This is a genomic window from Candidatus Ichthyocystis hellenicum (assembly GCF_001460935.1).
Lineage (GTDB): Bacteria > Pseudomonadota > Gammaproteobacteria > Burkholderiales > 2013Ark19i > Ichthyocystis > Ichthyocystis hellenicum.
The window spans coordinates 283,250-304,927 of the sequence record NZ_LN906597.1 but is presented as its reverse complement, the minus strand read 5'-3'; the positions used below and the strand labels follow the sequence as shown (position 1 = coordinate 304,927).

At 40.9% G+C, this 21,678-nt stretch carries 20 protein-coding genes; 18 read left to right on the top strand and 2 right to left on the bottom strand.

Annotated features, from left to right (window positions below; translation table 11 throughout):
- Nucleotides 1-3: 3 nt before the first annotated feature.
- Nucleotides 4-150 (bottom strand): hypothetical protein, encoded by a 147-nt coding sequence (locus Arg41_RS08485; RefSeq protein WP_420885859.1) that lies wholly within the window; start codon nucleotides 148-150, stop codon nucleotides 4-6.
- Here Arg41_RS08485 and Arg41_RS08270 point away from each other — a divergent pair.
- The 17 genes from Arg41_RS08270 to folK all read left to right on the top strand — a co-directional run bounded on the left by Arg41_RS08270 (nucleotide 86) and on the right by folK (nucleotide 17,766).
- Nucleotides 86-223, top strand: a complete 138-nt coding sequence (locus Arg41_RS08270) for a hypothetical protein (protein ID WP_242641363.1) — start codon at nucleotides 86-88, stop codon at nucleotides 221-223. The genes Arg41_RS08485 and Arg41_RS08270 overlap by 65 nt on opposite strands.
- Nucleotides 224-359: 136 nt before the next feature.
- Nucleotides 360-1,244: a M23 family metallopeptidase gene (locus Arg41_RS01390; RefSeq protein WP_157722214.1), complete on the top strand. Its 885-nt coding sequence runs from the start codon at nucleotides 360-362 to the stop codon at nucleotides 1,242-1,244.
- Between the two features lie 43 nt (nucleotides 1,245-1,287).
- On the top strand, nucleotides 1,288-3,957 hold the full coding sequence (gene secA, locus Arg41_RS01385) for a preprotein translocase subunit SecA (RefSeq protein ID WP_092342806.1): 2,670 nt from the start codon (nucleotides 1,288-1,290) through the stop codon (nucleotides 3,955-3,957).
- 7 nt (nucleotides 3,958-3,964) lie between these two features.
- Nucleotides 3,965-5,815: a tRNA uridine-5-carboxymethylaminomethyl(34) synthesis enzyme MnmG gene (gene mnmG, locus Arg41_RS01380; protein ID WP_092486531.1), complete on the top strand. Its 1,851-nt coding sequence runs from the start codon at nucleotides 3,965-3,967 to the stop codon at nucleotides 5,813-5,815.
- Nucleotides 5,805-6,452, top strand: coding sequence for a 16S rRNA (guanine(527)-N(7))-methyltransferase RsmG (gene rsmG / locus Arg41_RS01375; protein ID WP_092486527.1), 648 nt, complete (start codon nucleotides 5,805-5,807; stop codon nucleotides 6,450-6,452). The genes mnmG and rsmG overlap by 11 nt, the downstream gene beginning before the upstream one ends.
- Nucleotides 6,445-7,254: a ParA family protein gene (locus Arg41_RS01370; RefSeq protein WP_092342809.1), complete on the top strand. Its 810-nt coding sequence runs from the start codon at nucleotides 6,445-6,447 to the stop codon at nucleotides 7,252-7,254. Before rsmG ends, Arg41_RS01370 begins: the two co-directional genes overlap by 8 nt.
- Nucleotides 7,241-8,164 carry a ParB/RepB/Spo0J family partition protein gene (locus tag Arg41_RS01365; protein WP_092342810.1) on the top strand — a complete coding sequence of 308 codons (924 nt, stop codon included), beginning with the start codon at nucleotides 7,241-7,243 and terminating at the stop codon, nucleotides 8,162-8,164. Before Arg41_RS01370 ends, Arg41_RS01365 begins: the two co-directional genes overlap by 14 nt.
- Before the next feature lie 59 nt (nucleotides 8,165-8,223).
- A complete protein-coding gene (gene atpB / locus Arg41_RS01360; protein WP_092342811.1) occupies nucleotides 8,224-9,045 on the top strand; it encodes a F0F1 ATP synthase subunit A in 822 nt (273 codons plus the stop codon).
- A gap of 31 nt (nucleotides 9,046-9,076) precedes the next feature.
- Entirely contained in the window at nucleotides 9,077-9,322 is a 246-nt protein-coding gene (atpE, locus tag Arg41_RS01355) for a F0F1 ATP synthase subunit C (RefSeq protein ID WP_092342812.1), read from the top strand.
- 39 nt (nucleotides 9,323-9,361) lie between these two features.
- The gene (locus Arg41_RS01350) at nucleotides 9,362-9,847 is read left to right on the top strand and encodes a F0F1 ATP synthase subunit B (protein ID WP_092342813.1); all 486 of its coding nucleotides are present in this window, start codon (nucleotides 9,362-9,364) and stop codon (nucleotides 9,845-9,847) included.
- Entirely contained in the window at nucleotides 9,837-10,361 is a 525-nt protein-coding gene (atpH, locus tag Arg41_RS01345) for an ATP synthase F1 subunit delta (RefSeq protein WP_092342814.1), read from the top strand. Before Arg41_RS01350 ends, atpH begins: the two co-directional genes overlap by 11 nt.
- Before the next feature lie 12 nt (nucleotides 10,362-10,373).
- On the top strand, nucleotides 10,374-11,912 hold the full coding sequence (gene atpA / locus Arg41_RS01340; RefSeq protein WP_092342815.1) for a F0F1 ATP synthase subunit alpha: 1,539 nt from the start codon (nucleotides 10,374-10,376) through the stop codon (nucleotides 11,910-11,912).
- Nucleotides 11,913-11,925: 13 nt separating this feature from the next.
- Entirely contained in the window at nucleotides 11,926-12,807 is an 882-nt protein-coding gene (gene atpG / locus Arg41_RS01335; protein WP_092342816.1) for an ATP synthase F1 subunit gamma, read from the top strand.
- 33 nt (nucleotides 12,808-12,840) lie between these two features.
- Entirely contained in the window at nucleotides 12,841-14,223 is a 1,383-nt protein-coding gene (gene atpD / locus Arg41_RS01330) for a F0F1 ATP synthase subunit beta (protein WP_092342817.1), read from the top strand.
- Nucleotides 14,224-14,237: 14 nt separating this feature from the next.
- The gene (atpC, locus tag Arg41_RS01325; protein WP_092342818.1) at nucleotides 14,238-14,690 is read left to right on the top strand and encodes an ATP synthase F1 subunit epsilon; all 453 of its coding nucleotides are present in this window, start codon (nucleotides 14,238-14,240) and stop codon (nucleotides 14,688-14,690) included.
- Between the two features lie 334 nt (nucleotides 14,691-15,024).
- Complete coding sequence (gene priA / locus Arg41_RS01320) at nucleotides 15,025-17,220, top strand: replication restart helicase PriA (RefSeq protein ID WP_092490429.1); 2,196 nt, start codon at nucleotides 15,025-15,027, stop codon at nucleotides 17,218-17,220.
- A 51-nt stretch (nucleotides 17,221-17,271) separates the two neighbouring features.
- Nucleotides 17,272-17,766 (top strand): 2-amino-4-hydroxy-6-hydroxymethyldihydropteridine diphosphokinase, encoded by a 495-nt coding sequence (gene folK / locus Arg41_RS01315; protein WP_092342820.1) that lies wholly within the window; start codon nucleotides 17,272-17,274, stop codon nucleotides 17,764-17,766.
- On the opposite strand, the gene polA is transcribed toward folK, so the two are convergent.
- Complete coding sequence (gene polA, locus Arg41_RS01310; RefSeq protein ID WP_092342821.1) at nucleotides 17,763-20,267, bottom strand: DNA polymerase I; 2,505 nt, start codon at nucleotides 20,265-20,267, stop codon at nucleotides 17,763-17,765. The two genes, folK and polA, sit on opposite strands and share 4 nt — an antisense overlap.
- A gap of 535 nt (nucleotides 20,268-20,802) precedes the next feature.
- Here polA and Arg41_RS01305 point away from each other — a divergent pair.
- A complete protein-coding gene (locus tag Arg41_RS01305; protein ID WP_092490428.1) occupies nucleotides 20,803-21,648 on the top strand; it encodes a hypothetical protein in 846 nt (281 codons plus the stop codon).
- Nucleotides 21,649-21,678 lie beyond the last annotated feature (30 nt).

Here is a 21,678-nt window from a genome sequence, read left to right as displayed (position 1 = left end):
AAATTAGCTGGAAGACCTTACTGGACCAGAGTTGGGCTGTGGTAGAATCTTCACGTCTTCGACGATTATACCGTGTTCCATTAGTGTGTTGATTAGGCTTTCACGAACGAATCTTAGTTTTGTTGCAGCGGCTGAATTATTAGCACGGATGATTAGCTGCTTGTTTCTTAGAATGACAACGTGGCTACTAGTGGTTGGATATGGCGGTGGGAGTTTGGAATAGATTGTCCGTACAGACAGGGTTAGGTTGATGTCACGAACAACGGGTCCCAGTGGGCCCTCTATGAGGTCTCCTATTTTTTTTCCGAATGTGTTTGCCTCTTTTGTCATGTGTGTTTTTCTCTAATTTAGGGGGGCTCGTGGTAGGGAACCAGTTTCGGTCAGGTACTACATACAGGTCAAGTCGTTCCGACAAGCGGCAGTCGTCATCGTATCAAAATTTTATTAGGATTGCATTTCTCGTTTTGTCTGCATGCTTTTTTTTGTCAGTTGGCTATTCTATCTCCTTTTTGGTTGGAGATGTTAGAGGTCTGAAGTCTGTCCATATGCATCTCTTCCGTGAAGTTGCTTCTTTGGAAGAGAGGCTAGTGAGTTTGGAGTTAAGAATGAAGAGACTTCGGGATAGTTTTGGTGTCCTATTTCCGGGTCCTGTTTTAAACCCAGGTCAAGATGGGTTGAAGGAGAGTGCGCAAGGTGGACCTGCAGTGGCTTCGCTGCAGGTGGCCAGTCACTACATTCAGAAGGCTATGAATGGGCTGTCACTAGAGATTAGCAGAGATGAGAGCATACTAAGTGTTGCTGAATCTATGCTCATTCGCCAAAGAGCCATGGGACTTTTGGTTCCCAACCAATTTCCCCTTGATAAATTTCGTATTACTTCAGGCTATGGCCCGCGTATAGATCCCATTAATCATAAGCGTTTATTTCACTCAGGATACGATTTTGCGGCTCCGATTGGTGTCAAGGTGCTGTCGGTGGCTCCCGGTGTGATTAAGCGCGCCGGTAATTTCGGTAGCTATGGGCACTTCGTGGAAGTTGATCATGGCCATGGGTTAACTACTAGGTATGCACATCTGGGAAAGATATCCGTTCATGTAGGTGATGTGGTCAAGTCCGGGTCTATTTTGGCACAGGTTGGAATGACGGGACGTTCTACGGGGCCACATTTGCATTTTGAAGTGTTAAAATACGGTGTTCCGCAGGATCCAGGTTTGTTTCTGCTTAAGTCTGATCGGCATAAGTGATTCTGCAATCATTTTTTATTTTAAATTTAAAAAAGAGTAACTCATGCTGAAACGTCTTATGAGGTCTGTGTTTGGTAGTAGGAATGATCGGGTGATTTCCCGCTATCGTCAGCTTTTGTCACAAGCGACTCAGTATGAGGAAAAATACCGGACGCTTGCGGACTCTGACTTTCCAGACTTAACTGCCTCTTTTCGCGATCGTTATAATAATGGTGAGTCTCTGGATAGTCTTTTGCTTGAGGCTTTTTTATTGTGCAGTGAAGCTAGCAGTAGGACGCTGAACATGAGGCACTTTGATGTGCAGCTTATGGGCGGCATTGCTTTGCATCAAGGAAAGATTGCTGAGATGAGGACGGGAGAGGGCAAGACTCTGGTTGCTACTCTAGCTGCTTACCTGAATGCTTTGTCTGGACGGGGTGTTCATGTGGTAACAGTTAATGATTATCTTGCCAGCCGCGATGCATCGTGGATGGGGAAGCTGTATCTTTTCTTGGGGTTGACCGTTGGTGTCAACTGTAGTGGATTGACCACGGAAGAAAAGAAGGAAGTCTATAAAAAAGATATTGTTTATGGAACGAACAACGAATTTGGCTTTGATTATCTACGTGACAACATGGTCTATAGCATGGATTCTAAGGTTCAGCGAGAGTTGAATTATGCGATTGTAGATGAAGTCGATTCCATTCTTATTGATGAAGCTAGAACTCCGCTAATCATTTCTGGTCAGTCTGATGATTGTTCTGACTTGTATGTTTCAATGGTAGCTGTTGCAGATCAATTAATCTTACAAGAGGGTGATGAAAGTGGAGGTGGTGATGTCGTAGGTGGTGGTGACGTAGGTACTACTGGGGATATTGTAGTTGATCAAAAGAATCATCAAGTATTTCTCACTGAGCAGGGTCAAGAAAAAGCTGAGGGTCTTTTGGTTGCGGCTCGATTTTTGCCGGAAGGAAGTAATTTATATAATCCTTCTTTCATTAGTTTGATGCACTATTTGAATGCTGCCTTGCGAGCAAAGCACTTGTTTCATAGAGATCAGCAGTATGTTGTTCAGTCAGGTCAAGTGGTAATTGTTGATGAATTTACTGGGCGTTTAATGCCGGGTCGTCGTTGGTCGGATAGTCTTCACCAGGCCATTGAGGCCAAGGAAGGTGTTCAGATACAGAGTGAAAATCAGACGATGGCCTCTATAACCTTTCAGAATTATTTTCGACTTTACGATAAATTGGCGGGTATGACTGGCACGGCTGATACTGAGGCCTATGAATTTCACCAGATTTATGGCCTGGAAACCGTTGTTATTCCTACTCATAAACCTGTTAATCGCGATGATCGCATGGACCAAATTTACATGACAATGGAGGAGAAGTATCAGGCTATTTTAGCCGATATTCGGGATTGTCATGAAAGGGGACAGCCAGTTTTGGTTGGTACAACTTCCATAGAAAATTCTGAGTACCTGTCAATGATGCTGAAGAAAGATGGTTTGCCACACCAGGTTTTGAATGCGAAACAACATGAGAGTGAAGCAGAGATTATTGAGCAAGCAGGACGTCCTGGTGTGATTACTATTGCAACTAATATGGCAGGTCGAGGCACTGATATAGTTTTAGGTGGCAACATAAATCATAAGTTGGACCTTATTTCTAGTGATTCCTATGGAGATAATAAAAATAAACAACGTGAATTTGAGAAATTACGTTCAGAATGGCAGGTATTGCACGATAAAGTAATTGAGGCTGGAGGTTTGCATATTATTGGAACGGAGCGTCATGAATCTCGTCGTATTGATAATCAGCTTCGTGGTCGTTCCGGTAGACAGGGGGATCCGGGTTCGTCTCGATTCTATCTATCTTTAGATGATCCATTATTGCGAATTTTTTCCGGTGATCGTGTTCGTGCAATTATGCAGCGATTGAATATTCCTAAAGGTGAGGCAATAGAGCATTCTATGGTTTCTCGTTCCTTGGAGTCAGCGCAGAGAAAAGTTGAGGCGCGTAACTTTGATATTAGAAAGCAATTGTTGGAGTACGATGATGTTGCCAATGAGCAGAGGAGAATCGTCTACCAGCAGCGCAATGAGATTTTGGAAAAAGGGGCATCAGAAGTAATTAGGAATATGATTGATGGGTACGTCGTTGACAATTTTAATGTTTTTGTGCCATTGGAGTCTACGGAGCAATATTGGGATTGGGATGGTTTGGATCGATTTTTGTCTGAGCTTTCGTGGACGGGTTCTTCTCGCGAAATTTTTTCAGGCAATTCTAAGTGGACTTCTAAAGATTTTCTATCTTACATTACGGAGGAGATTGGCAAGTTGTACGCCAAGAGATTTGATGATGTTCCTGAGGATGTTCGTGCTGATATAGAGCGGTCGGTGTTGCTGCAATCTTTGGATACCAATTGGAAGGATTTGTTGTCGGCATTAGATCATTTGAGGCAAGGTATTCATTTGCGAGGGTATGCAGCTAAAAATCCACGTCAAGAATATAAGCGGGAGGCGTTTGTGTTGTTCGACCAAATGTTACAGAACGTTCGACGGGATGTTGTTAACTTGCTTATGAAGGTTTCTATAGTTTCTTGTGAGCAACCATTGCAGAATGATCATCAATTTCCGGTAGAGAAATTTTCTCGTAATCAATTGTGTCCCTGTGGCAGTGGACGAAAGTATAAGCACTGTCACGGTGCACCTGCGGTTGTAACTCAGGAGTAATTGTTACATGGGGTGTCACAGTTTTCAGGTTATTGTTGTTGGTGCAGGTCATGCTGGTGTGGAAGCGGCTTTGGCGTGTGCGCGAATGAGTGTTAACACACTGTTGTTGACATTGGGAGAGGGCGATCTTGGTCGGATGTCATGTAATCCATCTATAGGTGGGATTGGGAAGAGCCATTTGGTGAAAGAGGTAGATGCTCTAGGAGGATTGATGGCTGCAGCTGCTGATCGTTCCGGTATCCAGTTTCGAGTCCTAAATCGCAGCAAAGGGTTGGCAGTGCAGGCAACTCGAGCCCAAGTGGATCGGGTTTTGTACCAGAAAGAAGTGCGGGATGTAGTGCTTAATCATCCTTTTTTAACATTTATGTCTGGGCAAGTTACGCGCTTATCGATTTCTAGAGGCAGGTGTGTTGGTGTTATTTGTGGCTCTGAAGAAATATTGTCTAACGTGGTTATTTTGACAACTGGGACTTTTTTGGGTGGAGTTATTCATATTGGGGATGAAAGGTTTGAAGGCGGTAGGGTGGGTGATCCGTCGTCCCATGAATTGTCTGTTCAGTTACGTGAAATTGGTTTGTCCGTTGGGCGTTTGAAAACAGGCACTCCTCCAAGGTTGAATGGAAAAACGATTAGGTTTGACGAATTTGTAGAGCAGTGGGGGGATTTTCCTACCCCTGTGTTTTCTGATCAGGGTGTTTTTTGTTCTCACCCAGAGCAGCGTTGTTGTTGGATTGCGCAAACTAATCAAAAAACACATGATGTGGTTCGTGCTGGATGGAGTAAGTCTCCAGTATTTTCTGGTGCTATTGAGGGAGTTGGTCCTCGTTACTGTCCTTCGATAGAAGACAAAGTTTTTCGTTTTTCTGAAAAAGAAAGTCATCCTGTTTTTATTGAGCCCGAGGGTTTGACGTCTGATTTGATCTATCCTAATGGCATTTCTACATCCCTTCCCCGAGAACTTCAAGATGAAATTATTCATTCCATATCTGGTTTGGAGCAAGCTGAAATTGTTCGATATGGGTATGCCATAGAGTATGATTACTTGGATCCGAGAAATTTATTTTTGCACTTGGAGTCTAAATCATTGCCTGGTCTATTTTTAGCTGGCCAGATTAATGGGACTACTGGGTATGAGGAGGCTGCTGCGCAAGGCCTATTGGCCGGTATTAATGCTGCGTTATATGTTAAAGGCAAATCGTATTGGGTTCCTCGTAGAGATCAGGCTTATATTGGTGTTATGGTTGATGATTTAGTTTTTAGAGGTGTCTCTGAGCCCTACAGAATGTTTACATCACGAGCAGAGTATAGGTTGATGCTACGTGAGGACAATGCTGATCAGCGCTTAACTGAAGATGGTTATCGTATGGGTTTGGTTACCAACGATCATTGGTCTTACTTTTGTCGTAAGCAAGAGGCATTGGTTTTGGAAGAAGATCGTCTTCGATCGTCACGTGTGTTGATTGATTCTGATGCGGGTAAAAATTTACACTCAAAAAAAAATACATCGCTACTTCAGCTGTTGAAAAGGCCAGAATTTGAGTACTCTGATTTTTTTGATGAAAGTTCATCTGTTGTTTCTTGGCCTGCGTCGTGGAAGCGATCGCTGGAGGCACGTGTCAAGTACGCTGGTTATGTTGATCGACAAAAGAAAGATGTCGAAAAAATGCATTTTTTCGACAGAGTAAAGATTCCATCAAACCTAGATTTGGATTTGATCTCTGGGTTATCGTCAGAAGTGAAGCAAGTCCTTCGCCAAGTTTGTCCAGAGACCTTAGGTCAAGCATCTAGATTATCCGGTGTAACTCCAGCTTCTATTCAACTTTTGCGTACGTACTTGCGGCGTTGCTGTGGTATCTAAGATTGAATTTGTTTTGGAGTCCCTTTTTCGTCAGGGAGTTTTTGCTGATGAAAATCAGGCCAGCCAACTTTATGAATATGTTAATCTCATACTAGAGTGGAATAAGGTATATAATCTTACCGCTGTTAGGTCTTTTGACGACATTGTTATTAGGCACATTGTTGATAGTTTGTCTATTTTGTCTTATTTGCCTTGTGGTTCTTATTCATTGTTGGATGTTGGTAGTGGTGCTGGTTTGCCCGGTATTCCATTGTCGATTATGCGACCAGATATGAATTGTTGCCTTTTGGATGTTCAGGAACGGCGTTGCATTTTTTTGGCGCAGGTTGTTGCAGAGCTTGGGTTGTCCAATGTTAAAGTTCATAGGTCGCGTTTGGATTGCTTTCATTCAGATGACAGCTACGAAGTAATTATATCTCGGGCATTTTCTTCTTTAGCTGAGTTTGTTTCCTCTTCTCGACATTTATCTAGCAGTGGGGATGTGTGGTATGCCATGAAAGGTAGGTATCCTGAGGATGAAATAAACCTACTGCCTCCGGAGTTTATCATACTAAATAATTGGCAGATAAAGCTAGTTGAAAGCCAAGTCTGTCGCTGTTTGCTTAGAGTAGGTTTTCGGGAAAAAAATCATGGGTAAGGTGTTTGCGGTTTCGAATCAGAAGGGTGGTGTTGGAAAAACGACTACCACTGTGAATCTCGCAGCATCTATTGCTATTCGTGGGTTAAGAGCATTGGTGGTTGATCTTGATCCACAGACAAATGCAACTATGGCAACCGGATTGCAGCCTGTTAATGTAAGCATTTACGATGTTTTGTGTGAGCGTGTATCAATAAATGAAGCCATTAGTTTTAATGAGCATGTTAATTTTTCTATATTGGCTTCCTGCAGGGATTTGGCTGCTCTTGAACTGGAATTTTCTAAGATTCCTAGAAGGCATCTCTTGTTACAAAAAGTGTTACAGGAAGTTCAAGATGATTTTGATTTCATTTTTTTGGATTGTCCTCCTGCTTTAGGTTTATTGACCTTAAATGGGTTGAGTGCTGCTCATCGTGTTATTATTCCTATGCAATGTGAATATTACGCTCTTGGAGGGTTGGCGGAGTTGGTAGGAACATTGCGTACTATTAAAAATTCTTTCAATAAGGATCTAGATATTGAGGGACTGATACTTACAATGTTTGACAACCGTAGTCTTCTTTGTAGACAGGTTGCAGCGCAGATCCGTGATCATTTTGGTGAAAAAGTTTTTAAGTCAGTCATTCCGAGAAATGTTAGGTTGGCTGAGGCTCCCAGTTATGGGTTGCCGGGTGTTGTTTTTGATCGAGCTGCTCGAGGTTCTCGTGCCTACATGGCATGTGCAGATGAGTTGATTCGTCGCACAGAGCAAGCACAGTTTGAATTTTACAGTAAAGATGATGTTGCTCATGAAGAAGCATAAAGGTCTTGGTAGAGGATTGGAGAGTTTTTTTAAGGAAACTTTTGTCTCTGAGGGTTTTTCTAATAGTGATTCCGATAGTGAGTCAATTATTCAGTGTCCGATTGAAAGCTTAGTGCCTGGAAAGTATCAGCCCAGGACGATTATTGACCAAGATGCTTTGGAGGAATTGGCTACTTCTATTCGTGCTTATGGACTCATGAATCCTATTGTTGTTAGACCAAGGGAGGGTAGTTGTTACGAAATTATTGCAGGGGAGCGGAGATGGCGGGCCTCAAAGTTGGCGGGTATGGGTACCGTTCCTATTGTGGTGAGAGATGTTCCTGATTCTGTGGTGCTTCCTTTAGCCATTATTGAGAATGTACAGCGAGAATCACTTACTCCTATTGATCAGGCCCGGGCCATAAAGCGGTTGCTGGATGAGTTTGGGATGACTCACCAGCAGGTATCAGATTCTATAGGACGGTCACGCACTGCTGTAACTAATTTATTACGGCTACTATCCCTTCACCCGGGGGCTATTCAGTTGCTACAAGATGGATGTTTCGACGTTGGTCATGCACGTGCACTATTGGCCTTGCCGAGTGAGGATCAATTTGAAGTTGCGCGTCATATCATCGATAAAAATTTGTCTGTTCGTCAAGCAGAAGCGGTTGTGCGTAACATTGTTAATGGTTCAACTAATAATCGCAATAAATTTGGTATAATGAGTGATGAGCGGGGGAAAATGAGTGCAGATGCGCATCACTTGCAAGAAAGATTGTCTGATTTGTTGTGTGCTGCTGTGTCGGTTCAATGTCTTACTAATGGTTCTTTTCGTCTGACTATTCAGTATGATAACTTGGATCAGTTGGATGATTTTTTAACCCGAGTTTCTTGTCTTGACACCAATAAAGTTACCGATCGTTATTGAATAAAATAGCTATTTCTGGTAACTTTGGCGTTTGTCGTTTTTTGATCCTGGCGCTTTTCGTGAATAATTCTAGTTTAACCCCAGCTGGGTATATTGTTCATCACTTGCGGAGTATGGCTTCGAAAGATTTTGGGCACCATGTTCCCATAGTCGATTTTTCGTATGTTAATATTGATACCGTATTGTGGTCGTTGTTGATGGCCGTGTCCGCCTTTGTGTTCATGTTCGCGGTTGCTGTGAAAATAAAGCCGGGTGTTCCTTCCAGGTGGCAGTGTGCTGTTGAATTGTTGTTTGAGTTTGTTTTGTCGCAAGTGCGGTCTATTATTCCGCATTCTAATCCGGGGTTTGTTGTTCCTCTTTCTGTGAGTGTATTCATCTGGATTTTGATGATGAATGCCCTGGATTTGGTTCCTGTTGATCTGTTTCCAAGACTATTTTCTATTTCCGGAATTTCTGATTACCATCGTATTGTTCCTACTGCTGATGTTAATGGCGCTTTGGGCATGTCTTTGGGGGTGTTGTTGTTAATGTTTTTTTATGGCATCAAATCGAAAAAATGGGGATTTTTTAAGGAATTATTTGTTTCTCCATTTGGTTCCAAAATTGTTTTGTGGATTCCCAATTTTTTGATTAACGTTATTGAATATTCGGCTAAATTTGTTTCTTTGGGTTTGCGTCTCTTTGGTAATATGTATGCAGGGGAGTTGTTGTTTATGCTTATTGCCCTTATGGGAGCAACTGCTACTATTCACGGTGCAATCGGGCAATTTCTTGCTGGTTTGGCTTGGGCGATTGCTCACATCTTTATCATTTCCTTGCAAGCTTTTATTTTTATGATGCTGATGATCATATATATAGGTCAATCGCAAGAGAATCACTAGTTTTTCGTTTCTTTTCACCGGGGGATTTTTCATGACAGATGTTTCTTTTGTTGCACTAGCTTGTGGATTGATTATTAGTTTTGGTGCTGTTGGTGCTTGTATTGGTATTAGCTTGATGGGTGGAAAATACATTGAAGCCGCTGCTCGTCAGCCTGAGCTTATGGATAAACTTCAGACGAAAATGTTTCTTTTGGCCGGGTTGATTGATGCTGCCTTTTTGATAGGGGTTGGGGTTGCAATGATGTTTGCTTTCGCTAATCCTTTTGTTAGTAACTGATGTTTGTTTATATTGTTGTTTTCTCATAGGTGATGATGGGTGAATCTTAACGCCACTTTGTTTGTTCAGTGTCTCGTTTTTTTTGGTCTTGCCTGGTTTACGATGCGCTTCGTTTGGCCCCCAATATCTAAGGTGTTGGATGAGAGGTCGGAGAGGATTTCTCGTGGGTTGGCTGATGCTGAGGCTGCTAGCGTAGAGCTTTCAGATGCCAGGGAGACTGCTCGTGATCAGATTGGTCAAGCGAAATTAGCTGCTAGGGAGATTACCCGCCAGGCTGAGATGCAAGCTTCTGACATATTGGTTCGTGCACAGGAAGAGGCTTCTGCAATAGTTGCTCGTGCCCAAAATTTGGCCGACCAAGCCGCGGTTCAAGCTAAGAGGAAAGCAAAGGAAGAGTTGATGAAGGATTTTTCATCACTGGTTTTTGATGCTACTAAGGCCGTTCTTCTCAGAGAAGTCGATATTGATGTTCATCGCGATATTTTGGACCAGATGATTTATCGGGACAAATTTGATGAGAAATAATTTTACTTTGGCGAGGCCGTATGCTAGGGCAGCGTTTTCTATTGCAGATGAAGATGGTTCTTTGGATTTATGGTTGACTTTTTTTGATGCTGTATGCGGTGTTTTTCAAGATTTGACAGATTTTCATAAGGTTACCAGGTCTGGTCGCGATAATGCATTGTTGTGGGATTCTTTATCAGGTGTGTTTTGTGAGCGACAGGTATTTTTTTTGAAGTTGCTTTTATCTCGAGATAGATTTTTTTGTTTTCCTGCTATCAGTTCTATTTTTAAAAAGATGGTTTGCGATAAAAGAAGAGTTATTCCTATTGTTGTTGAATCTAGTTTTGATGTTTCCTCAGAAGATAGGAGCCGCATAGGCTCTTTCTTGGAAAAAATGGTGTCATCTGAGGTGATTGCGTCTTTTGAGACCAACTCCAGTCTTATTGGAGGCTGTGTCGTTCATGTTTCTGATGATTGTTATGATGCATCTGTTTTGGGGCGCCTTGAGAAATTGGCTGTTCAGTTGGGCATATAGGAGGTTTTTTACATGCAATTGAGTCCCAGTGAAATAAGTGCGGTCATCCGTGAGAAGATAAAAAGTATGAATCTTGATGTTACATTGTCTAATGAGGGTGTAATTTCATCCTTATTTGATGGTGTGGTGCGCATAGATGGTCTCGGTAATGTTATGCAGGGAGAGATGGTTTCTTTTCCTGGAGATACGTATGGCTTAGCTTTGAATTTAGAGCGCGATTCAGTTGGGGTAATTTTGCTCGGTGATTATGGGCATTTATCTGAAGGTGATAAGGTTCGTACCACTGGCCGTATCTTGGAAGTGCCAGTAGGGCGTTCTCTTTGTGGTCGTGTTGTTAATGCCCTTGGGATACCAATTGATGGCCGCGGCCCAGTAGTTACGGAGAATAAATCTCCCATAGAGAAGATTGCTCCAGGTGTTATAAGTAGGTGTTCTGTTTCTCAGCCATTGCAGACAGGGATCAAGTGCGTTGATTCTATGGTTCCTATTGGTAGAGGGCAACGTGAGCTTATTATCGGCGATCGTCAGACAGGTAAAACCTCTTTGGCTCTTGATGCCATAATAAATCAAAAAAATACAGGTGTTGTGTGTGTTTATGTTGCCATAGGGCAAAAGGCTTCTTCTGTAGCTAATGTTGTCGCTAAGCTGGAGGAGCATGGTGCTTTGGCCCATACTATAGTTGTAGTAGCTTCGGCAAGTGATTCGGCTGCTATGCAGTATATAGCCCCCTATTCTGGTTGTGCTATGGGTGAGTACTTCCGCGATAGTGGTGAAGATGCTTTGATAGTTTACGATGATCTTACCAAGCAAGCTTGGGCTTACCGTCAGATTTCCTTATTGCTTCGTCGGCCACCGGGTAGGGAAGCTTATCCAGGGGATGTTTTTTACTTGCATTCTCGGCTGTTGGAGCGTGCCTCCCGGGTTAACGAAGAATATGTTGAAAGGGAAACAGGTGGTTTGGTTAAGGGAAGAACTGGTTCGTTGACGGCCTTGCCTATTATAGAGACGCAAGCAGGTGACGTTTCTGCTTTTATTCCTACTAATGTGATTTCGATTACCGATGGTCAAATTTTTTTGGAAACGGATCTTTTTAACGCCGGTATACGTCCGGCCTTAAATGCTGGCATCTCAGTCTCACGTGTTGGTGGTGCGGCTCAGACTAAAGCAATTAAGAAAGTAGGTGGCGGTATTAGGTTGGCTCTTGCTCAATATAGGGAGTTGGCAGCTTTTTCTCAATTTGCGGCTGATCTAGATGAAGCCACTAGGAAGCAATTAAATCATGGTGAGCGAGTTACGGAGCTGATGAAGCAAAATCAGTTTTCTCCTCTCACTGTGGCGCAGATGACTGTGATTTTGTTTGCCGCGAATAACAGCTATCTTGACTCTGTTGATCTTTCTGATCTCCTTTCTTTTGAACGAGGCTTGATGTCTTTTATGGGGCAGTTTCATGCCGATTTTGTGTCTAAGCTTGAGGAAAAGAAAGAGTTGACGCCCGACTTGGAGAGTCAGTTGAAGCTTATTATTGCTACTTTTAAGGAAACTTGGTCATAGGTGGGATTTTTTTATGTCATCAGCAAAAGCGATTCGCGGAAAAATCAAGAGTGTGACCAATACACGCAAAATTACTACTGCTATGGAGATGGTTGCTGCTTCTAAGATGCGTAAGGCGCAGGAAGAGATGATGTCTATGCGTCCTTATGCTAACAAGGTTCGTTGTTTAGCCGGTCATTTGTTATCAGCTAATACTGACTATTGCCATCCTTATGTGTTTGGTAATCAGGCTGATTCCCGTAATGTTGGTTTTGTTGTTGTGTCTACAGATAAAGGTTTGTGTGGTGGGTTGAATTCTTCTCTTTTTCGGTACTTCTTGAAGTGTACGGAAGATGAGACGCTTGATATCTCTTCTAATTTTCGTGTGGCTACGATCGGTGATAGGGGTTATGGCTTTTTTAGACGCATGCGTGTGGATGTTGTAGCACATGTTTCTTTGTCTGAGTATAAAGATAAGTTTTCTCGTATTTTGGGTGTTACAAAATCAATGCTGCAGCTTTTTGATAAAAACGAGATCAGTCGGCTGTACATTTTGTTTAATCGTTTTGAGAACACCATGAAGCAGGTTCCAACTTTGGAGCAATTGTTGCCGATAAAGTCGGTGAATGAGCAGAATGATGGCGTTTTTTCTTCTAGCAAGGTTAACTACATTTGTGAGCCAAATGAGAGAGAACTCATAGATCTTCTGTTGGATCGCTATGTTGAGAACTTGGTTTGCGAATACATAGCTGAGCACAATTCTTCAGAACAAAGCGCGCGAATGGTTGCAATGAAGGCTGCTTCCGATAATGCTGGTGAGTTTATTGACCATCTGAAAATAGAGTATAACAAGTCCCGTCAGGCTGCTATTACTAAGGAATTGTCCGAAATAGTTAGTGGTAGCAGTGTTGTATAGCTACGTTGTGCTCCTTCAAAGGAAAGATAGGCTATGAGTAAAGGTAAGGTAGTCCAAATCATTGGTGCAGTGGTTGATGTTTCTTTTCCGCGGGATAGTTTGCCCAAGGTTTATGAGGCCGTACGTACGGTAGATTCAGGTTTGGTGTTAGAGGTTCAGCAACAATTGGGTGATGGCATTGTTCGTGCTATTGCTATGGGATCGACTGATGGTTTGTCACGAGGCGTTGCTGTTGAGTCTACAGGAGCGCCGATTTCTGTTCCTGTAGGAAAGAAAACTCTGGGTAGGATAATGAATGTACTTGGAGAGCCGATTGATGAGAAAGGTCCAATAGGTGAAGGTGAAGATGAGCGTCGTTCTATACATGCACCTGCTCCTGCTTTTGCTGATTTGAAACCATCAACGGAAATACTAGAAACTGGTATTAAGGTAATTGATTTGATTTGCCCTTTTGCTAAAGGGGGTAAGGTTGGGTTGTTTGGCGGTGCTGGTGTAGGTAAGACCGTTAACATGATGGAACTTATTCGTAATATTGCTATTGAGCATGAGGGATACTCAGTTTTTGCTGGTGTGGGTGAAAGAACCCGTGAGGGAAATGATTTTTATCATGAAATGAAAGAATCGAATGTATTGGATAAGGTTTCATTGGTCTATGGCCAAATGAATGAGCCTCCGGGTAATAGATTAAGGGTTTCTTTGACTGGATTGACTTTGGCAGAGAAATTCCGTGATGAGGGGCGTGATGTGTTGCTCTTTATCGACAATATTTATCGCTACACTCTCGCAGGTACAGAGGTTTCTGCTCTTCTGGGAAGGATGCCTTCTGCGGTTGGTTATCAACCGACGTTGGCAGAAGAGATGGGTAAGTTACAGGAACGTATAACATCAACCAAAAGTGGTTCTATTACTTCAATCCAAGCAGTGTACGTACCAGCCGATGACTTGACGGATCCTTCACCAGCTACGACGTTTCTGCATTTGGATGCTACCGTGGTTTTGTCTCGAGATATTGCTGCTTTGGGTATTTATCCTGCTGTTGATCCTTTAGATTCAACTTCTCGCCAGCTGGATTCTGCTGTGATTGGACAGGAGCATTATGATGTTGCTCGAGATGTGCAAGGAACATTGCAGAGGTATAAGGAACTGAAGGATATCATTGCTATTTTGGGTATGGATGAGTTGTCCCCTAATGATAAGTTGATGGTGATGAGGGCGAGGAAAATACAGAAATTTTTGTCTCAACCTTTTTTTGTTGCTGAGGTTTTTACTGGGGCTCCTGGCAAGTATGTATCCGTGGCTGATACCATTCGTGGGTTTAAAATGATTGTGGACGGGGAATGTGATCAGTTGCCTGAGCAAGCTTTTTATATGGTAGGTAGTATTGATGAAGCCTTTGAAAAAGCTAAAGAATTATAGTAAAGAAGATCGCTATGGCTAATTTTTTTCAGTTGGATCTTTTGACAATTAAGGGTTCTTTGTTCTCTGGGAAGGCTTGTTTTGCTGTTTTTCCTACTACTTCTGGCTCTTTGGGAGTGTATGCGGGGCACACTCCGCTACTGACTAAAGTTTCTTCAGGAGTTCTGCGGGTCTACACTGAATCTTTATCTGATCCTGCAGATTCATCAGCAGTTCATCCTAGTGAATCTATTGTAGTTAGTGGTGGTGTACTGGAGATCTTACCTACTTCGGTTATTCTTCTAGCTGATATGGCGATTCGTACGGATGAAATAGATGAAGAGAGTGTTCTGGAAGCACAACTTAGAGCTAAAGAAACCGAATTTACCAGCGCTGCTGCAGGTGATGAACGAGCTCGGATGTTGCAGGAAATTGCCTTGGTGGAGGCTCAAATTGCAGCATTGAGGCAATTTCGTAAGTTAAGATAGATTAAGTATCCACAATAATTTTGTTAAATTTTATGTAATCTATTGTTTTTTTTCAGAAAGCTTAGGTGACTGATTTTTACTCTGGACTATGGGTGAAATTTTGTGATAGTCTGGGGCAATATTTATTTTTCCTTTAAAATAATATAGTTACGTGAACGTCCTGACAAGTCTTAGAAGAATTTTTTCCGTGTGGGGTAGAATAGGCTCCAATTCATCTGGTATGATGATGATATTATCCACAACCGTGTGAGTTATTTTATAACAGATTTATCCACAGCTTTGTTTGGGATATTGTGATTAAAATAATTGATCTTTAGTGTGTCGGGTGTGTGGCTTGAGTTTTTTTATACGTGTAGTTGTTGATGTTCATTCTCGCAATCAATCTTTCGATTATCGTGTGCCAGATAATCTTGTGGTGTCCCTCTATCAATGGGTATATGTTCCTTTTCGCAAAAAGATTATTTTGGCATTTGTTGTTGGCGTAAATGTTGCTCCGGAGATACCTCTTGCTAAGTGCTTGTGTATAGAGGGTACAGTGCCGTTGCCTCCTATGGCAAAGGATTGGTACGATCTAGTGGACTTTGCTGCTCGTTATTATTTTTATCCGATCGGACCTGCTATTCTGAAATCCGTTCCTGCGGATTTTAAAAGAAAGAAAAATAGTTTTTACTTGGTTTGTTATAGGATTACAGAGCAGGGACAGTTGTTTTGCAAGGATACCCCACCTCATGCTAGTACAATGGCACAAGTTTGCCATGTTATTGGATATTCTAGCGGACATTGTTCTTTGTCTCGTGTTGCTCATTTGTCGTCGCGGATTAGTAAAATTCTGGGATTTTTGCTCAAAAAAAAATTTATTGAGTGCTATGAACATAAAGTTGTAGGTGTTGAAAAATTGTCTGTGCCAGATCTTTCTGGTCCCCCAATATTACTTTCTGATGAGCAGAAAGATATTGTTGGTAAATGTAGCTCTTTGTCTGAGGGATTTTCAGTTCATCTCCTATATGGAGTAACAGGGAGTGGAAAAACAAATACGTATTTGCAATTAGTGCGTAATTTTTTGTTGCGTCGACAGCAGATTTTGATACTGGTTCCGGAAATAGGTCTTATCAATCAGACTTGCGAGAGCATAGCTAAGTATTTTCCTGGGGTCTCAGTTGTGTGCTGCAGTAGTGCTGCTACTAACAAAGTTAGATCGCAAGATTGGCTATCTACTTTTACAGGTGATGCCAATATTCTTGTAGGAACAAGGTCCGCTATTTTTTTCCCACTGCCATTTTTGGGGTTGATCATAGTTGATGAAGAACACGATCCATCATACAAGCAAGATGATCACTTACGTTACCATGCTCGTGATTTGGCTATTTGGTACGCAAAGCGCAAGGGAATACAAATTGTTCTTTCTTCAGCTACTCCTTCCTTAGAAACTCTTAGACAGGTTGAAGTTGGGCGTTATTTTTGCCATAAACTGCTGTGTCGTCCCGATAATAAACTAATGCCAGATATATCATTAATTGATATCAGAGATAAAACATTATCAGCAGGCATTAGTGAAGATATTTTTACGTCACTTGGTGATGCTTTATCAAAGTCTGAGCAAGCATTAATTTTTATAAACAGACGTGGGTTTTCACCAACGCTTAGGTGTTTGAGTTGTAGGTGGGAATGTATGTGTCCTCATTGCTCGGTGAGATTGGTTTTTCATAAAGTAGATAAAAAGTTGATTTGTCATCATTGTTCTTTTGTACAACCAATTTTTGATCAATGTCCAGATTGTGGCAACTTTGATCTATCGCTGTGGGGAGTTGGAACTCAAAGGGTTGAAGAGGTGTTGAGAGAGCATTTTCCAGGGCAAGAGGTTGCACGTATTGATCGAGATGTTATGAGCGGATCTCAATCATTTTGCGAGGTATTAAATCGCATTCACAACAGGGAGGTTAGCATTATAGTTGGCACCCAAATGATGGCCAAAGGTCATCATTTTGAACATTTGTCAACAGTTGGTGTTATTGACGCTGATTATTTGTTATTTTCTCCTATTTTGCGAGCACCAGAGAGATTGTTTTCTCTATTGCTTCAGGTTGCCGGGCGTTCCGGGCGAGGGCGTACTCCAGGAAAAGTTATGATACAGACAGCACATCCTGATTCCACTCTGTATAAAAAATTGATGCTGCATGACTATTGGTCATTTGCTCAAGAATTACTTCAGCAGCGCAGGGATTGTAATTTGCCCCCGTTTTGTTACCAGGTTTTTTTATGTGTTCGCCACAAGGATGAAGCAAAGGTTTGGAATAGCATTAACTCGTGTCGTGATATAGCTGTTCATTCAAAGCCTGAAAATGTGATTATTTATGACTCATCTCCTATGTTGCCTTTTAAAGTTGCCAGGTGTTACCGAGCGCGTTTGCTTGTTGAGTCTGTTTCTAGAGCGAGTCTCCACTCATTTATTGGCTGTTGGTACTATAAAGTTTTGGAACAATTACCTAAAGATGTAGTGTGGTATTTTAATATTGATCCTATGGAAACATGAGCTTACTTAGCTGTGAGATAATTAATTTAATAAATTTTTGGGGCGATAAGAATGATAGAGGCGTACATTTCTTTGGGTAGTAACCAAGGATCCAGGATTGATTACCTTAACTATGCACTTAAATCCCTGAAGTCAGATAGTAAGATTAAGGTAATCAAAAAGTCTTCTATTTATGATAGCTCGCCGTGTCTTAATTTTTTTCAACCTAATTTTTTAAATGCAGTTTTATTAATTGAGACCTCGTACTTATTGGGCGAACTTGGTAGGTTGGTGTTGGTTATTGAGGATATGGCTGGACGTAAGCGTAGTGTCAGATACAGTCCTCGTACTTTGGACATTGATATCTTGCTTTATGGAAAAGTTCCGTTGAGTCAGGGTTTATTTTCAGTTCCCCATAGCCGTATTTCAGAGCGGGCTTTTGTTTTGATTCCTTTAACAGAAATCGCTGAAGATGTTTCCATTCCTGGATGTGGTAGTGCTAATAGTTTATCGAAATCCATATTTTGCTACTATTTAGTCAAAACTGATTTGACTTGGACTAGCTAGTGAGCATCATCCCAGTTTTTACCTATCGAAACCGATACTTCAAGTGGGACGTTAAGGGTAGAAACCGAGGTCATGACGTCATGAATTAAAGATCTTATTTTCTCTTGTTCGTATTCTGGGACCTCTAATATTAGTTCATCGTGTACTTGCATAATAATTGCACTTCTTAGGTTGAGATCGTGCAATTCTTGATGCAGGTTTAACATTGCCATTTTGATTAAGTCTGCAGCACTGCCTTGCATAGGGGCATTTATTGCTGTGCGTTCAGCTGCGGTTTTGTGGTGCATATTCTTTGTATTTATACCTGGAATCCATATGCGTCTTCCCATGATAGTTTGCACATAGCTATTTTTATGTGCAAACTCCTTGACTTGGGATATAAAGTGAGCAACTCCTGTGTAACGATTAAAGTATCTGTCTATGAAGATTTGTGCTTGCGGTTTGGAAATTCCTAATTGTTTTGCCAAACTAAACGCAGACATGCCGTACATAAGTCCGAAATTAATTGTTTTCGCCCAGCGCCGTTCTTCTGCTGTTATATTTTTTCTATTTTTGCTTAGAACATCTGCTGCTGTTATGGTATGTATGTCCAGCCCTTCATGGAAGGCTTGGCAAAGATTTTGATCTTGGGATAGGTGCGCTAGCAGCCTCAGTTCTATCTGTGAGTAATCTGCTGATAGCAGGACGTGGTTCTCAGTTGCAACAAACGCTTTTCTTATAAGCTTTCCTTCAGTTGTACGAATAGGTATATTTTGTAGATTGGGCTCGATACTACTTAGGCGACCGGTTAATGTTGTAGTTTGGCAGTAAGTGGTGTGAATTCTTCCTGTTTCTTTGTTAACTTTTGACATCAACCCATCCACATAGGTGGATTTTAGCTTACTGAGCATCCTGAACTGAATTAAATGTTTGGCTATTTCATGATATTCTGCCAGTTGGTGAAGCACCTCTTCATCGGTTGATGGTGCTCCTTTCGGTGTTTTCTTGAGTATGGGAAGTTGTAGATGATCAAATAGTATTTCTTGTAGTTGAGTTGTTGACTGAATATTAAAACTCTTCTCTGCCAAAAAGTATATGTTTTCTGTAAGGTTATTTATTCTTTCTTCAAAATTTTTTCCTTGTTTGCTTAAGTATATTGTATCGATTAATACACCTCTTTTCTCCATGGCAAATAGTATTTTTTGAGTGGGTATTTCTATGGTTTCATAAATAGTTTTCTGTGTTTGATGTTGGTATAATTGTTCGTTTAGGTTAATCCATATGTTGGATATATCGTCTGCGTTAATATCAGTTGAGGGTTCATTGGCAATAGACTCTGTTATATGAGTTAAATCATGTTGTTTGTGCGATGATAATACGTATGACGCAAGTGCAATATCATCAACTACGATTTGTTGTTTGCTCAGATCATTGTCTATTAGGTGGAATATATTTTTGGCATTATGTGTGACTATATGAGTTTGTTTTTCTAGTACATGGATAAGATCTGTTATTGATAAGTTATCTTTTTTTTGTAATTCTTCCGCATACGGTCCTTTGCAAGTTACTTCTAGATATGAATCGTCATTTGTTTTTGCAATAAAGAAAAAAGTATCAGGTTTGTTGTGAATACCATCGGTATTGCTGCAAGTTGGTGGTTCATGGGTATCAGAGATTGGTAGTTTTTTGAGCCAGGAAGAGAAATTTAACTGCTTGTAAAGTTCTTTGAGTTTTTCTACATCTTGTTTTTGAAAATATAGTAATTTGTCATCAAAGTCTATATCTACATTTCTTAGAACTGTGATCAGCTTTTTGTTAAGTATCAGCTGGTCAATTGCAGCTCTTAAGTTATCTCCAGTTGAGCCTTTAAATTTGTCTTTTTGGGCAATAATGTTATCCAGATTATCATATTGACTTATCCATTTTTGGGCTGTTTTGGGTCCTACTTTGTACACACCAGGAATATTGTCTGCTACATCTCCAATTAGGCTAAGATAATCGACCATTTGGTGAGGCCATACACCGAATTTTTGGTAAACGTTGTCAGCGTTGATGCTAATGTATTCTCCATTAGTAATATTTATAAGATTGACTTGTTCGTCTACTAGTTGTGCTAGATCTTTATCTCCTGTAGAGATTAAGCTTTGGTAATTGTTTTTGGAGAACATGTTTGCTAGCGTGCCTATTATATCATCGGCCTCTATGCCATCTATGCGAATACAATGCCAGCCGTTGGCTTTGATGCACGCTATTAATGGATCAATTTGTTTGATGAAGTCTTCGTCTGGACTGTCACGATTGGCTTTATATTCCTTGTACATCTCATGACGAAAGTTCTTCCCAGGGGAATCAAATACACATACACCGCAGTTTGTAGGGTAGTGTTCACGCAGGTGATTCAATATTTTGAGTACGCCATATATAGCTCCGGTGGGTTGATTATCCGGTGTTCTTAGATCAGGGAGCGCATGATAAGCTCGATGCAGATGGGAAAATGTATCGACTATTAGAGCTTTTTTCATATCAAGTATACTCGGCTGTTAAAAAGTAAGCTCATGAAAAGGATATGATGTTGTGTCACAGCAATGTTACGGTAGTTTAGATGATCATCCAATTCTATATTAGCCTATTATGCAGTAATTAGAGTGAAGGTATGTTGTTTTTGGTAATAGCAGTAATTTTTGTCTCTAAATTGATTACATTTTTATAAACAAGTATTTGATATATGGTATCATTTGTTCAAAATAATTGTGATTTTCATCAGTGACGACTACGGAAACATTTGACTGTCTGAGTTTAGTTTTTTGCTGGCAACAGTTGGAACGATTTCTGCACTAAGGAATATTTAATGCTCTGAAATTTGTGCCTATGAGCATAGTGGCAGTTTCCATTGTATTTTCTAATGTTAAGATATTGAACCTTTTAGGGCAGGGAGATTGCTACAATTGATGGTGCAGTGAATAATAATTTATTTTATCTCTGTATTTTTATATTTTATTAGCTTTTGCTTCATGGCACGAGCTTGATTAATTCTTGTTGGCGAGGGGGGAGAGTCTTTTGAAAAAAGTGTCACTTTATGTTCGGACGTGTCCGTTAGCAATGGGAATGCTTTGGTTTATTAGGAGTTTTTATGTTTGGAGGGAATTCAACAATTTTTGGTTAAATTCTTCTTTATTTTTTTGCGTATTTTTATTTTCTATTTCTCTAATTCCTGTTTTGGGTCCTTTTTTATTTTTGTTTCTCCAGCCATTTTATGCCATAGTATTTGTTATTTCCTATGCCAGAATTACTTCCCCGAAACCGTTGTCTATAAGTATTGGATTGTTCATTAATTATTTTCGTTCCGCTGGCGAGAAAATGAACTACCTTGGGTTTATTCACCTAATTGTTTCTAGCACGTGGGCGTGGTTAATTTTTTATGCTATCTCAAAAACTGTAGGCAATAACACCGATGGCGGTGTTGGCTTATCCCAAATACTATGTCTATTTGCCGAGATATTTTTGTTTCTCTTTGTTAGCTATTTTTATCAACAAATATTGGTGTTTACTACCTGCTTAATGACAAACGTGAGTATTTCTTCTTCATATGGGCATCTGTTTAAGGCTATTTTTTTCGCCTCTTACGCGTTTAGGAAAAATATCAAACCATTTGCATTGCAGGCTACTTTATCCATTATGTTGATCTTAATCCCAGTTCCATTCTTGATGTTGTTGTCGACAACAGTTCAAGCTTCATTGAGACTACTACAGCTTCTTTATCTTATTTACTGTGCGTATTTTTTCTTTCCTGTATATTTTGGCTCCCTTTATGAAGCCTATGTTACCGTTTTTTACCACCAGAAGACACATAAAACCGATTCTTCCGGTGACACGGATGAAGTTGACACGCACCAGCAGAGCTAACATATTATTGCTGCTGCATTCTGCTAGCTA